Genomic DNA, 13085 nt, shown 5'->3' with positions numbered 1-13085 from the left:
ACCAATTTCCCATTTAATAAGTATAGGTTATAAGCGTATACTTTTTAACCGCGCTTGTCAATAGGATGCCCAATTACAGGTACACCATTTTGCCGCTGTATTTGATTGCCGCAGGATGGAAATTGCTTGCAGTTTTTGTATGATTGTGTATAATAATTCTGGGGTGTTGAATGATTTTTTATTGGAGGGGTGTTTTATGTCGCTTACCATTTTTCCTATTACTGACCCGCAGTTTCAGCCTTATGGACAGGTTTTGCAGGGTTATGACACAGACCAGCTGATCGAGCGTCTGAATATGCTGACGCCGAAGCCCTCAAAAGGCACGATCTATGTTGCGGGCGACCCGGACATGGAAAAAATGCCGGTATGTATCGAGATCAGGGACCGTTTCTTCGGCGGGATGCCCATTCAGGTGGGTTACTGCAACGGCAGCAATCACCGGCTGGACTGTCTTGAATACCACCGCGACAGCGAAGTGGATATCGCGGCAGACGATATCGTGCTGCTGCTTGCGCATCAGCAGGAAATCGCCGACGGTAAACTGGACACTTCCCTGATCAAGGCGTTTTTGGTTCCCGCAGGAACGGCTGTGGAACTTTATGCAACAACGCTGCATTACGCCCCCTGTAATGCTCCGGGCAAAAAGAGCTTCCGCACAGCAATCGTCCTTCCGCGCGGTACCAATACGGAAAAGCCTGTTTTTGAACCGAAATGCTTTGAGGACGGGCTGCTTGCCGCGCGCAACAAATGGCTGCTGGCGCATCCCGATTCCAGTCAGGCAAAGAACGGCGCTTATATGGGGCTCACAGGAAACAATCTTGATCTTTCCAAAGAATTTCCGGAAACATAACAAAAGGCCCTCTTGTTCCGTCTGTGAATCAAGAGGGCTTTTTTCATGCTCACAATGTAATTTCGCCGGCATAGTTGGTTGCAAAGATCCGGCGCACCTCATCCATGGAATCCGTCCGGCCCAAAGCCCACATCAGCTTGGTCACCGCGGCTTCCGTCGTCATATCCCTTGCCTCGATCACCCCGGTGGAAAGGATTTTGCGTCCTACTTCATAAATGGAAAAATCGCTTTTTTCATAAAGGCACTGGCTGCAGACCACAACCGCGACGCCGTTTTCCACTAGTCGCTTTACCTGCGCCGCCAGGTCTCTGCGGATAAAATGCAGCCCCCCTGCGCCGAACGCCTCAAGCACCACCCCACGATAGTTCATCTCAAGCAGCATATCAAAAATCCGCGGATTTGTGCCCGGGATCAGTTTGAGGAGAAACACGTCGTTACAAAGCCGGTCGCACAGCGTAAGCGGGCCTTTCGGCTCCGGCGCGTGTTTGCCGATGACATGAATCCCGTCGGCAAATAATTCGCCGCGGTCTGGGCTGTTCACGCTCTCGAATGCGTCGAAACTCATGGTCCGTACTTTTACCGCGCGGCAGCCTCTGATAATCTTATGATGAAACGCGATGCTGACTCCCGGCAGTCCATAATTCACTGCGGCAAACGCTGTCGCAAGGTTACTGCGCGCATCACTGAGCGGCAGCCCGATCGGAAGCTGCGAACCAGTCAAAACGACACTTTTAGACAGGTTCTGGAGCATGAAGCTCAGCATCGACGCTGTGTAGGCCATCGTATCGGTGCCGTGGGTAATGACGACCCCGTCGTAAACAGGCAGCGCTTCGTATACGCTGCGGGCGATGAGCTGCCACTCCTCCGCTTGAATATTGGAACTGTCCAGATTTAAGATGGAACGATAAGTAATTTTATAATAATGGCCAAGTTCCTCGAGAGCCGTAAGTAATTCGGGCGGCGCCGGTTCCGGCTCCAGCCCTTCTTCCCCCTGCCTGGACGCGATTGTCCCGCCTGTGGCAAGCAGAAGTACTCTTTTCTTTGTTGTTTCCATCAGTCAAACGTCGGCTCCTCGTCCTTATGGAGATAAGCGTTTACCAGGGTCTGCATTTCTTCTTCGGAAAGCGTGACCCCCTTCCCCATTTTCGCGTGGTCCGGTGCCCATTCGCGGATATCGTATTTGGGCTCGCGTTCGTTCCAGCTGACTAAATTCAGCTCTTTTGTCCATCCGCGGCTGCTTTCGGACAGGATTGCGATTTCCTGGGTAATCTCATATTTCAGTTCGGCCATTTTAGTTTCCTCTCTTCGATAGTTTGAATGGTTTCTATACTTGGATGATTATAGCATACCACACGATTGAATTGCAATTATACGACTGCCATTATCCTGCTTTTTTAACAATTATTGCATTGAACTATTGGCAATTTTGTGCTAGGATGAAAAAAATGAAACTTTCAAAGGGGTTTCTGCAATGAAAAAAGCGATTATTTTACTTGCTGTCATAGTAACCTTATCCGGCTGCAATCTCGCAAAGCCTGCTGTTTCGCCTGAAACTGCTTCTTCCGAGCTGACTGCATCAGAAGATATCTCCGATTCGTCAGAAGTAGCCTCCGAAGCCGCTTCATCATCAGAAGCTGCCGCGTCTGAGGCCGCCGCGAAAGCCGCGTCTGAAGCTGCCGCATCCGAGGCCGCCGTGAAAGCCGCGTCTGATGCTGCCGCATCCGAGGCCGCCGAGAAAGCCGCATCAGAAGCTGCCGCATCCGAGGCCGCCGCAAAAGCCGCGTCTGATGCTGCCGCATCCGAGGCCGCCGCGAAAGCCGCGTCTGAAGCTGCCGCATCCGAGGCCGCCGTGAAAGCCGCGTCCGAAGCTGCTGCATCCGAGTCCTCTGTTACGGCGGCGAAAACGGAGACGGTTTCTGTTACCGGCAAGAATTTTTTAAGCAGCGTGGAAAAATCAATTCTGACAAAGATTAATGCCGAGCGGGAAGCAGAAGGTCTGGATGCATTGACATATGACGAAAACCTTCGTTCTGCCGCCCGCATCCGCAGCCGGGAATTGTGCAAGGCGGATAAGTTCGAACATAAGCGCCCTAACGGGGACGAGTGGCAGACTGTTCTGGAGAAGGACGTTCCCGTCCAGTATATTGCCGCAGGTGAAAACCTTTGTATGACTGAATACAACGACCCTGACAATGACACCGCCAGAGACGCCTCTTTCTGGGTGGAACAATGGATGAACAGCCCGCCGCATTATGAGAATATTATGAGGGCCGAATTCACGCATGCGGGTGTCGGACTTTATTACATTGAGAAAAACGGCATGGTTTATGCCTACGCAACCATGATTTTTGCAAAATTATAAGAAATTCCAAAAACAGCCCGTGTCGGTTGACTGAACTGACACGGGCTGTTTTGATTGGTTCAAAAAAAGACTATTTGACAGGCACAATTTCAATCCAGTATCCGTCGGGGTCATGGATAAAATAGATGCCCATTGCCGGATTTTCGAAACAGACAGCGCCCATAGCCTTATGTTTTTCATAAAGCGCGTCATACTCATCCGTTACAAAAGCAAGGTGATACTCCAAATCGCCAAGATTGTAGGGTTCACTGCGGTCGCGCAGCCAAGTCAGTTCCAGGGAAAAATCACTGCTGCCGTCCCCCATGAAAACCAGTTTAAACGAACCGTCGGCTGCATTTTTTTCCCGTACTATGGTCAGCCCAAGGGCCTCCTGATAGAAAGTGATGCTGCGCTCCAAATTCAGGACGTTGAAATTAAAGTGGTTAAATTTGAGCATATGATTCCTCCTTATTCTTCCGTTTCACGGATAAAACTGATATAGTTCATGCAGTAGTCATCCTGTCCGGCGACTACCTGCCCCGCAGCCAGCGCCGCACGCATCGCGGGGCTTGACGGATCAAGAATCGCGCTGGAAAGTCCCGCAACAAGCGCGGCCGCTACAAACGCAGAGTTGATAAGCGCGCGTTTCGGAAGCCCGAAAGAAATATTGGACAGGCCGCAGGTGGTATGGACCTCCGGATAAGTTTTTGCCACATAGGAAATTGCTGCGAGCGCAGTTTTCGCGCTTTCACCGTCGGTTGCCAGCGTTTCTATCAGAACGTCTACAAAGATCCTCTGGTCGGGCATCCCTGCCTTGCGCAATTTACCAACCAGTAGATCGATCTTCGCACATTTTTCTTCCAGCGTTCTCGGCATGCCGTCATCGTCAATCGGCAGGACGACCACGGACGCCCCCGTGCGCAGGGCCAGCGGGACGACTGTGTCGAACCGGTCGGTGATCGTTGTGGAGTTCATCATCAGCGGTCTGCCGGACACCGCGGCAGCGGCTTTGACAAGGACATCCGGGGCGGTTGAATCGATCATGATTCCGCAGTCGCAGTGTTTTTGAACCAGATCAATCACCCACAGCATCTTTTCCAGTTCCTCATCGCCGCAGATGGCTGTATTGATGTCCAAAAATGCCGCGCCGGCTTCCGCCTGCATTTTGATGAGCTTCACAATTGCAGTTTCGTCCTTCGCATTGAGCGTTTCCAATGTTTTCGGGATCGAACTGTTTAACTTTTCCCCAATCAGAATCATTCTTCCAGTCTCCTTATCTGTTCAATCAGTCCGCACACGATGTTGGTTTTTCGCAGCGGCGTCATAATATAGAACCCGTCAGCCGCCGCATAAACCTTTCTGACAATACTCATGCTATACTCGACAGAAATGCGGGCAGCCTCTTCGGGGGGTTGATCGCGCAGGCTCTCGATGACCGCTTCCGGAATTTCGATGCCTGATACTTCATTGGTTAAAAACAGTGCGTTTTTATACCCCGCGACAGGCAGAATCCCCGCCAGAATGCTGCATGGAAGCTCCTGTTTTGCTTTTAGATAATTTTCTGCCGCAGCTTCGCTGAAAATCGGCTGTGTCAGCAGCAGCTTTGCTCCGCAGTCCAGTTTTTTTCTCGCGCGGTCCAGTTCCACGGAAAATTTGGCCGCGTTCACATTCAGCGCCCCGGCAATCAAAAACGGTTTATCAGACAGGACGTCGGTATTCAGGCTGTCGATAAACGAAATCAGATCGAACGAGTTGAAATTAAACACGCCTTCCCGGCGGCGCTGCACCTCAAGAGGGTCTCCCGTAATAGCGAGGACGTGATGGATCTGCTCAAACGCGGCTCCCAGCAAACAGCCTTTCAAAGCGATCCGGTTCCGGTCACGGCAGCAAAGGTGGGGCATTACTTCTATATCAACCTCCCGCCTGATTCTGGCGGCCACCATAATGCTGTCCGCCCTTGTGCGGGAAAGCGGCGAATCCGCCACAGTCAGCAGGTTTACTCCCGCGGTTTTCAGTTGGGCGGCAGCGGTCAGAACGTAAGAACAGTCCGCATCCAACGGCGGGTCAAGTTCCACGCAGATCATTTTGCGGGAAAACGCGGCTGCTCTGCTCTTTTGTTCGGGGGCAGGCTCTCTGCCGGTGTCCTTCCCGATCTCGCTGAGCAGAGGCTGCCCTATCACCTGCTTCACTGCCGCAATCCCGCGCCGTATATGCTCCGGCGTGGAACCGCAGCATCCCCCAAGAATCGACGCTCCCGCCAGATACATATCCGCCAGACGCTGGGCATAATAATCCGCATTATCCTCAAAAATCATTCTGCCGTTCAGCGAAGACGGATATCCCGCATTCGGCATCGCCGATAACGGTTTATCCAACCGTCCGGCGGTGCGGATGAGCTCCAGCATGTGGCTCGGCCCGCACACGCAGTTGATCCCTGTGGCATCCACATTGGGATTTTGAGATGCCGCCGACAGCAGCTTTTTATAGGAAAGCCCCCGTTTGCTGTATCCGTCCTGAGAGACCGCAAACGATACAATGATAAACGCATCGGGAGACTGACGCTTAATCAGTTCCAAAGCAGGTTCCAGCGTCTCATAGGCCGGCAGCGTTTCAAACAAAAAATTCTTCGCGCCTAAAGACAGGAATTCCTCCGCAACCGCACAGTAATCGTCCGGGGCAGAGTCGGAATCGTTGCCGCCGATGTCCGCAAATACGCGCACATCTGTTCCGAAAACCGCCTGCTGCGCAACCGACCATCCTGCGGACAGCACACGGCGCAGTTCATCCCTTTCCGGCAGCAAAACGGGGTTCGCCCCAAACGTATTGGTTTTAATCGCCTGCACACCGGCCGCAATATATTCCCGATGAATGTTTAAGACGGCATCTGCGTTTTTCAAATTTGCCAGTTCGCAGGGCTCTTCGTCTCCGGTGATGGAAAAATAGTAGGTTCCGAACGCACCGTCAAAAAACAGCGGTGTGTCTGAATCGAACTGCATAGGGTCCCTCCTTATGCGGCTAGGAATCATCTTTGCCTTTTATTGCTTTAGTGTACCATATTTTTAATAAAATTGCCAGCAACATTTTGCACGATATAGAAAAATAAATTGTATATACTCACAATGAACTTAAGAACAATTTGTTAATTTCAAATAATTCCATTGACTTTATATCGGTCAAAAGTTAAAATAGTTAAACAGTTAACTATTAGCCGGTTAATTACATTTTTCAAGGGGAGGAACACTATGCTCGATATCAACGAGGCCATCCGGCTGAGTTGGGAAATCCATTCGCTTCATAAGCAGTGCATGTCCCGTCTGCTCTGCAATCAGAACATCCATTTTGGGCAGCCGCCTCTGCTTTTTGCGCTGAAACAGCAGGGCGGAACCTGTAATCAGAACGACCTGGCAAAGGAACTGAAGGTTTCGCCCGCGGCCATCGCGGTTTCCCTGAAACGGATGGAAAAGGCCGGGCTGGTAAACCGCGTTCAGGACCCAAACGACCTGCGCTCCAACCGAGTCGAACTGACTGAACGCGGGCTGTACGCGGCCGAACAGGCACGGCTGAATATGCGAAAAATCATGGGGAGGGCCTTTTCAGGATTTTCCGATGAGGACTATGACCAATTTATCTCTCTTTATCAGCAGATGTGCAACAACTTAAAAAACTTTAAAAATGAGCTGGATGAACTGGAGGAGTCTCTTTGAAACAGCTATCGGGCTTTATTGCCCCTTATAAAAAGCCGATAACGCTGGCAGTAATTTTTATGCTGCTGGACGTTATCTGTGAAGTGATACAGCCGACTTTGATGACAAATATTGTCGGAAAAGGAATTCAAAGCCAAAGCGCGGGCTATATCGTAGGAACCGGATTGCTGATGATTTTTGTGGCATTTCTGGCTATTTTAGCCGGATTCGGAAACGCGCGATGTTCCGCCGTCGCGGGAGTCGGATTCGCGGCAAAGCTTCGCCGCGGGCTCTTCGCCAAGGTTCAGGAGTTTTCTTTTCATAATATTGACCACTTTTCCACCGCTTCGCTCGCCACAAGGCTGACCAATGACGTGACCCAGATGCAAAACGCCGCGATTATGAGCCTTCGGATCATGCTGCGCGCCCCGATGATGTTTGTCTTCGCATTAATCATGGCAATCCGGATGAATGCCAGCCTTGCTATCATTCTGGTGGTAGTCATTCCGCTGCTGGCCGTTGCGATGTTTCTGATCATCCGCAGGGCAATGCCGCTTTTCGGCGGCATGCAGACAAGGATGGATGCGCTTAACAGCAGCGTGCAGGAAAACCTCACCAATGTGCGCGTCATTAAATCCTTTGTGCGGCAGAATTACGAGAAAGAGAAATTTAAAGACGCGAACAACGGATTGACGGCAGCATCGCTGAAAGCGATGAACGCTGTCATTCTCAGCATGCCGCTCATGATGCTCACAATGAATCTGTCTTCTGTGGCGGTGGTATGGTTCGGCGGCGGCCAGGTCATCACCGGGCAGCTCAACGTGGCGCAGATGACCGCTTTCATCAATTACATTTTTCAGATTCTGATTTCGCTGATGATGGTTTCCATGATGTTTGTCATGTTCTCCCGCGCTTCCGCTTCTTACAAGCGCATTATTGAAGTCCTGGATGCGGAAATTGATCTGGAAAACAGTTCATCCGCCGGGGAACGTCCGATTCGTGGAAATGTCTCCTTTGAAAATGTATCGTTTCAATATGACCCCGCTAATCCCGAACCCGTGCTGAAAGACATCAGCTTTACCGCCCGTGCCGGCGAAGTGATCGCCATCGTCGGAGGGACTGGTTCCGGAAAGACTTCGCTTGTCCAGCTGATTCCCCGTCTGTATGACGTTTCCGCCGGGCGTGTCCTGCTGGACGGCGTGGATGTGCGGGAGTATACAATTGAGTCCCTGCGCGGGCAAATCGGTATGGTTCTTCAGAAAAACACCCTGTTCTCCGGTACCATTCGGGATAACCTGAAGTGGGGCAACGAACACGCCGCGGAAGAAGAAATCGTGGAAGCCGCAAAAGCCGCGCAGGCGCATGACTTTATCATGAGCTTTCCGAAAGGCTATGATACCTGGATGGAGCAGGGCGGCGTCAATGTCTCCGGAGGACAGAAACAGCGTCTCTGCATCGCGCGGGCTATCTTGAAAAAACCGCCCGTCCTAATCCTTGACGACTCTACCAGCGCGGTGGACACCGCGACAGAAGCAAAAATCCGTCAGGCATTCCATACCGTCCTGCGGGATACCACAACGTTCATCATCGCCCAGCGCATCAGTTCGGTAAAGGATGCCGACCGGATTATCGTACTTTCCGACGGCAGGATTTCCGCCGTGGGTACGCACGAAGAGCTGCTTGCGACAAGCGGTGAATATCAGGAAATTTATGAATCCCAGCTTGGAAAGGAGGCCAATGCCTGATGCCACGCGGAAAACAGCAGGCTTATCAAAAGCCGAAAAATATTAAAAAGACCCTTGGCTTCCTCTGGGGATATCTCAGGCACAGACAATTTGCGCTTATCGCGGCCATTTTGATGGTATTTCTGCAGATCGGGGCTTCTCTTGCCGGAACCGCCTATCTGCAGCCGATCATTGATACCTTTTTACAGCCGGTCGGCGGCAATTTAACTGTCGCCGAGCGTTTCGCGGGGCTGGGCAGAGGCATCATTGTTCTGCTTTGCATCTATCTGGTGGCGGTTACGGCAAGCTATTTCCAGATGCGCATTATGATACATGTGACGCAGCGGTCGATCAATACCCTGCGCCGGGATCTGTTCAGCCATCTGCAGGAGCTGTCCGTACGTTACTATGACACCCATACCCACGGAGAAATGATGAGCCGTTTTTCTAACGATGTGGATACGCTGAACGACGCGCTCGCAAATTCCCTGACTTCCCTGTTCTCCAGCGTGATCACACTGGCAGGCATCTTGGGCCTGATGCTCAGCAAAAGCTGGGCACTGACCCTGCTGACTCTGGCAATGACGCCCCTGATGTTCCTGGTTGCCGGAAACATCATGAAGCGCAGCAGCAAGTATTTTGTTGCGCAGCAGGCGAATCTCGGCAAGGTGAACGGATATGTTGAGGAAATCATCACCGGGCAGAAGGTCGTCAAGGTATTCTGCCGCGAACAGGAAGCGCTGACCTCCTTTGACAGCCTGAACGAGGCTCTTTGTGACTCCGCGACCACTGCGCAGAGCTATTCCGGCCTTATGATGCCGATCATGATGAATATCAACACGATCAATTACGCCCTTGTCGCCATGATCGGCGGACTGCTCGCCGTTTTCGGAAACCTCAGTGTCGGCGCGCTGGTCGTATTCCTGCAGCTTGCCCGGCAGTTCGGACGCCCGATCAACGAGGCATCCAGCCAGTATAACGCGGTCATTACCGCCATTGCAGGCGCGGAACGAATCTGTGAGGTGATGGCGGAGCCTGCCGAAGAACCCGACCCTGAAAATGCCGCTGACCTGGTAGAAGAAGGACGGGAATTTTATTGGCAGACATATGACCATGACGGCAAACCGTCGGACCGCATCCCGGTAAGAGGCGATGTCCGGTTTGAAGATGTCACATTCGGGTATGCGGAAGATAAAACGGTGCTGAAGCATATTTCGCTTTATGCGAAACCGGGGCATAAGATCGCTTTTGTAGGTTCTACCGGAGCCGGAAAGACTACGATTACGAATCTTTTGACCCGCTTCTATGATATCAGCCAGGGAAAAATCACCATTGACGGCATCGATATCCGCACCATCAAAAAAGATGCCCTGCGCCGCTCGCTTTCCATGGTTTTGCAGGATACCCATCTGTTTACAGGAACCGTCCGGGAGAATATCCGCTACGGAAATCCCCACGCCACCGACGAGGAAGTGGAAGCGGCGGCAAAGCTTGCCAGTGCCCATTCCTTTATCAGCCGTCTGCCGCAGGGGTATGATACGGTTATCGAAGGAGACGGCGCAAACCTTTCGCAGGGGCAGCGCCAGCTGCTCAATATTGCAAGGGCCGCGGCGGCGGACGCACCGATCCTGATTCTCGACGAGGCGACCAGCTCGGTGGATACACGTACAGAACGGCACATTGAGCACGGGCTCGACCGCCTGATGCAGGGGCGGACCACCTTTGTCATCGCCCACAGGCTTTCCACCGTGCGTAACTCCAACGCCATCATGGTCATGGAGCAGGGTGAAATCATCGAGCGTGGGACCCATGACGATCTGCTCAAGGCACATGGAAGATACTACCAGCTTTATACCGGAGCCGCCGAACTCGATTAACCTCGACACGCAGACATAAAAAAACGCAGACAACACTTACCATTTGGTAGCTGTTGTCTGCGTTTTTTATAAACCCATTCCCTATTTTGGAAAAGTAGGTTATAATGTTTCCGTAATTTCCATTAAAAGGAGAAAAGCGATGATCAATGCGACTCAAAGGGATGCTTCGGGTCCTTGCAGATATGGAATGATTGGCGCCGGGCGCATCGCTCAAAAATTTGCGGATACGTTTCGTTCAGGGCTGGTAAGCAATTCCGTCCTGTCCGCGGTTGCTTCCACAGATGAAAAACGGGCGGCCGAATTTGCCGCTTCCCATGGTATCGCCAGAAGCTACGGGAGCTATGCCGCGCTTCTCGGCGACCCCGGGATAGATCTCGTCTATGTCGCAGTCACCAACAACGCGCATTTTCAATGCTGTATGGATGCCATCGCCGCCGGAAAACATGTCCTGTGTGAAAAGCCCCTCGCGCTTACCGGGCAGGAAGCCGCCGAACTGATTTATGCCGCAAAGGCGAAAGGTGTTTTCCTGATGGAGGCGATGTGGTCCCGTTTCCTGCCGGCAACCCGGAAAGCCGCCCAGTGGGCTGCGGACGGGCATATCGGGAACCTGCGCTGCATCAGCGCAAGCTTCTGCGCGGCAAGAGATCCCGGGGATTACCAGCGGCTTTATGACCCCGGTATGGGCGGCGGCGCTTTTTATGACCTTGGAGTTTACGCCTTTTCACTGGTACAGTACCTTGCGAAAGGGCGAAAACTCATACAGGCGTTTCCGCTCAGCGTTCCCGCAGGCACCGGCGTTGACGCGTCCACCTTTGTGCATCTTCAATATGATGACGGGCTGGTGGGCGAAATCAAATGCAGCATTCAGTTTCATGCCTGCAACGAAGCATGGATTTACGGCGACAGAGGGTACATCCGCATCGCCCCTTATTTTCACTGCGCGCAAAAAGTGGAACTGTTCACCGGACCGCTGCCCGGCCCGCGGGACTATAAAGCAGAACCGGCTGAAACCTTTCTGCATCCTGTCCAATCCGGTTTTGAGTTTGAAATTGAACATGCGGCCGCCTGTGTCCTGGAAGGAAAACCCGAGAGTCCGGTGATGCCGCTTTCCGATACCCTCGAAACCGCAAGGCTGTTTGATCTTGTACAGGGAAGACAATTTTTTTCTTATAGCGATGCAACGGATTCATCGGATGTGCGATAATAGGGCGAACTATTTTTAATAACTCGGAGGTGTAGGATGGAAGCAATCGGACAGGTTTTAAACGCCATGATTGAATATTATGCCGGGGATGTGCGGCGCGTGAACCACTTTCTGAAGGTTTACGGGTTTGCAAAAGCGATCGGCGAAGCCGAAGGGCTGGAGCAGGAGACGCAGAAAATTCTGGAGGTTGCCGCGCTGACGCATGATATCGGGATTAAAAACAGCGAGATCAAATATCAGAGCGCCGAGGGAACCTATCAGCAGCTGGAAGGGCCGCCGGAAGCCAGAAAGCTGCTGGAACGCCTGGGATTCCATGAACCGCTGATAGCGCGGGTCTGCTGGCTGATCGCTCATCATCATATCTACGATGCAATCACGGAAATCGATTATCAGATTCTGGTGGAAGCGGATTTTCTTGTCAACGCATTTGAAGCTCAGCTTTCAGGGCCGGCAATTCAAAGCGTCCGTGACAAATTGTTCCGCACCGGCACGGGAACACAGCTGTTGAACACCCTTTATGGCGGCCGCATCGCCGCGGAATCCAAATAATTTGCCGGGAGGGTGAAGTGGTACGGCGTTATCACGGTTCAGAACTTGAAGAAAAAATGATGTATGATCAGGACTGCAAAAATCATAAGAAAGGATACGTTCAATGAAGACGATTGGCCTCATCGGCGGTATGAGCTGGGAAAGTACTGTAACCTATTATCAAATCATTAATCAGACCATAAAACGGACGCTCGGAGGGCTGCATTCCGCAAAATGCCTTTTATACAGTGTTGATTTTTTTGAAATTGAAGAATGTCAATCCAAGGGTGACTGGGCAAAAAGCGCGGAAATTCTTTCGGATGCGGCACAGCGTTTGGAGAAAGCCGGGGCCGACTTTATTGTGATTTGTACCAACACCATGCATAAGGTCGCAAACACGATCCAGAGTGCGGTTTCCATTCCTATTTTACATATTGCCGAGGTTACCGCTCGCCAGTTAAAAGCAAACGACATCTCCAAGGTTGCATTGCTCGGTACGAAATATACGATGGAGCAGGATTTCTACCGCTCAAAGTTGACACAAAACGGAATAACAGTCGTCGTCCCCGATGAAAATGACCGGGAATTAATTAACTCTGTTATCTATAATGAGTTATGCTTAGGAGTTATTCAGGAAGCATCGCGTCAGAAGTTTCTCTCTATCATGAACGGTCTGGCCGACCAGGGCGCCCAGGGTGCTATTCTTGGGTGCACAGAAATTGGGTTGCTGGTTGGACAAAAGGACACCGATGTCCCTCTTTTTGATACTACCCTGATCCACGCTGAAAGCGCCGCTCTGTATTCGATTGCATAAAACCGCCGTAAACAGATATACCGCTTGAATAGCCGAGAATTTCCCGGAAGGTCACATACAGGCT

Annotated in this window: 13 protein-coding genes; 8 read left to right on the top strand and 5 right to left on the bottom strand. The window is 51.7% G+C overall.

The annotated features are described in order from the left end of the window. Positions 1–196 precede the first annotated feature (196 nt). On the top strand, positions 197–850 hold the full coding sequence (locus C1A10_RS14855; protein ID WP_101910997.1) for a DUF4867 family protein: 654 nt from the start codon (positions 197–199) through the stop codon (positions 848–850). 49 nt (positions 851–899) lie between these two features. Here the strand turns inward: C1A10_RS14855 and C1A10_RS14850 are convergent, their stop codons facing one another. After that, positions 900–1904 (bottom strand): asparaginase, encoded by a 1005-nt coding sequence (locus C1A10_RS14850; protein WP_101910996.1) that lies wholly within the window; start codon positions 1902–1904, stop codon positions 900–902. Next, positions 1904–2140, bottom strand: coding sequence for a YdbC family protein (locus tag C1A10_RS14845; RefSeq protein ID WP_101910995.1), 237 nt, complete (start codon positions 2138–2140; stop codon positions 1904–1906). The genes C1A10_RS14850 and C1A10_RS14845 overlap by 1 nt, the downstream gene beginning before the upstream one ends. Positions 2141–2321: 181 nt before the next feature. Between C1A10_RS14845 and C1A10_RS14840 the strand changes: the two genes are divergently transcribed. Next, the gene (locus C1A10_RS14840) at positions 2322–3212 is read left to right on the top strand and encodes a CAP domain-containing protein (protein ID WP_101910994.1); all 891 of its coding nucleotides are present in this window, start codon (positions 2322–2324) and stop codon (positions 3210–3212) included. Positions 3213–3282: 70 nt separating this feature from the next. Here the strand turns inward: C1A10_RS14840 and C1A10_RS14835 are convergent, their stop codons facing one another. From C1A10_RS14835 to C1A10_RS14825, 3 genes are read right to left on the bottom strand one after another with little or no spacing between them, the layout of a single operon-like run. Next, positions 3283–3648 (bottom strand): VOC family protein, encoded by a 366-nt coding sequence (locus C1A10_RS14835; RefSeq protein ID WP_101910993.1) that lies wholly within the window; start codon positions 3646–3648, stop codon positions 3283–3285. Positions 3649–3659: 11 nt separating this feature from the next. After that, positions 3660–4451, bottom strand: coding sequence for a dihydropteroate synthase (locus tag C1A10_RS14830; RefSeq protein WP_101910992.1), 792 nt, complete (start codon positions 4449–4451; stop codon positions 3660–3662). Beyond that, positions 4448–6187 (bottom strand): bifunctional homocysteine S-methyltransferase/methylenetetrahydrofolate reductase, encoded by a 1740-nt coding sequence (locus tag C1A10_RS14825; protein ID WP_180951163.1) that lies wholly within the window; start codon positions 6185–6187, stop codon positions 4448–4450. Before C1A10_RS14825 ends, C1A10_RS14830 begins: the two co-directional genes overlap by 4 nt. Before the next feature lie 246 nt (positions 6188–6433). Here C1A10_RS14825 and C1A10_RS14820 point away from each other — a divergent pair, with 246 nt between their 5' ends. The 6 genes from C1A10_RS14820 (at position 6434) to C1A10_RS14795 (ending at position 13021) form a co-directional block, all read left to right on the top strand. Beyond that, positions 6434–6895: a MarR family winged helix-turn-helix transcriptional regulator gene (locus C1A10_RS14820; protein WP_101910990.1), complete on the top strand. Its 462-nt coding sequence runs from the start codon at positions 6434–6436 to the stop codon at positions 6893–6895. After that, on the top strand, positions 6892–8619 hold the full coding sequence (locus tag C1A10_RS14815) for an ABC transporter ATP-binding protein (protein WP_101910989.1): 1728 nt from the start codon (positions 6892–6894) through the stop codon (positions 8617–8619). The genes C1A10_RS14820 and C1A10_RS14815 overlap by 4 nt, the downstream gene beginning before the upstream one ends. After that, positions 8619–10475 carry an ABC transporter ATP-binding protein gene (locus C1A10_RS14810; protein WP_101910988.1) on the top strand — a complete coding sequence of 619 codons (1857 nt, stop codon included), beginning with the start codon at positions 8619–8621 and terminating at the stop codon, positions 10473–10475. The genes C1A10_RS14815 and C1A10_RS14810 overlap by 1 nt, the downstream gene beginning before the upstream one ends. Positions 10476–10614: 139 nt before the next feature. Next, the gene (locus C1A10_RS14805) at positions 10615–11679 is read left to right on the top strand and encodes a Gfo/Idh/MocA family protein (protein WP_101910987.1); all 1065 of its coding nucleotides are present in this window, start codon (positions 10615–10617) and stop codon (positions 11677–11679) included. A 36-nt stretch (positions 11680–11715) separates the two neighbouring features. After that, the gene (locus C1A10_RS14800; RefSeq protein ID WP_101910986.1) at positions 11716–12228 is read left to right on the top strand and encodes an HD domain-containing protein; all 513 of its coding nucleotides are present in this window, start codon (positions 11716–11718) and stop codon (positions 12226–12228) included. A gap of 103 nt (positions 12229–12331) precedes the next feature. Then, complete coding sequence (locus C1A10_RS14795) at positions 12332–13021, top strand: aspartate/glutamate racemase family protein (protein WP_101910985.1); 690 nt, start codon at positions 12332–12334, stop codon at positions 13019–13021. The last annotated feature ends 64 nt before the right edge of the window (positions 13022–13085 follow it).

The organism is Marasmitruncus massiliensis, from assembly GCF_900186535.1.
Taxonomy (GTDB): Bacteria; Bacillota; Clostridia; order Oscillospirales; family Ruminococcaceae; genus Anaerotruncus; species Anaerotruncus massiliensis_A.
The sequence above is the reverse complement of the archived record's forward strand: the minus strand, read 5'-3'. Positions and strand labels throughout refer to the sequence as shown.

Coding starts and splice junctions, on each gene's coding strand:
- C1A10_RS14855 (WP_101910997.1), top strand. CDS start 197: ATGTCGCTTACCATTTTTCCTATTACTGACCCGCAGTTTCAGCCTTAT.
- C1A10_RS14850 (WP_101910996.1), bottom strand. CDS start 1,904: ATGGAAACAACAAAGAAAAGAGTACTTCTGCTTGCCACAGGCGGGACA.
- C1A10_RS14845 (WP_101910995.1), bottom strand. CDS start 2,140: ATGGCCGAACTGAAATATGAGATTACCCAGGAAATCGCAATCCTGTCC.
- C1A10_RS14840 (WP_101910994.1), top strand. CDS start 2,322: ATGAAAAAAGCGATTATTTTACTTGCTGTCATAGTAACCTTATCCGGC.
- C1A10_RS14835 (WP_101910993.1), bottom strand. CDS start 3,648: ATGCTCAAATTTAACCACTTTAATTTCAACGTCCTGAATTTGGAGCGC.
- C1A10_RS14830 (WP_101910992.1), bottom strand. CDS start 4,451: ATGATTCTGATTGGGGAAAAGTTAAACAGTTCGATCCCGAAAACATTG.
- C1A10_RS14825 (WP_180951163.1), bottom strand. CDS start 6,187: ATGCAGTTCGATTCAGACACACCGCTGTTTTTTGACGGTGCGTTCGGA.
- C1A10_RS14820 (WP_101910990.1), top strand. CDS start 6,434: ATGCTCGATATCAACGAGGCCATCCGGCTGAGTTGGGAAATCCATTCG.
- C1A10_RS14810 (WP_101910988.1), top strand. CDS start 8,619: ATGCCACGCGGAAAACAGCAGGCTTATCAAAAGCCGAAAAATATTAAA.
- C1A10_RS14805 (WP_101910987.1), top strand. CDS start 10,615: ATGATCAATGCGACTCAAAGGGATGCTTCGGGTCCTTGCAGATATGGA.
- C1A10_RS14800 (WP_101910986.1), top strand. CDS start 11,716: ATGGAAGCAATCGGACAGGTTTTAAACGCCATGATTGAATATTATGCC.
- C1A10_RS14795 (WP_101910985.1), top strand. CDS start 12,332: ATGAAGACGATTGGCCTCATCGGCGGTATGAGCTGGGAAAGTACTGTA.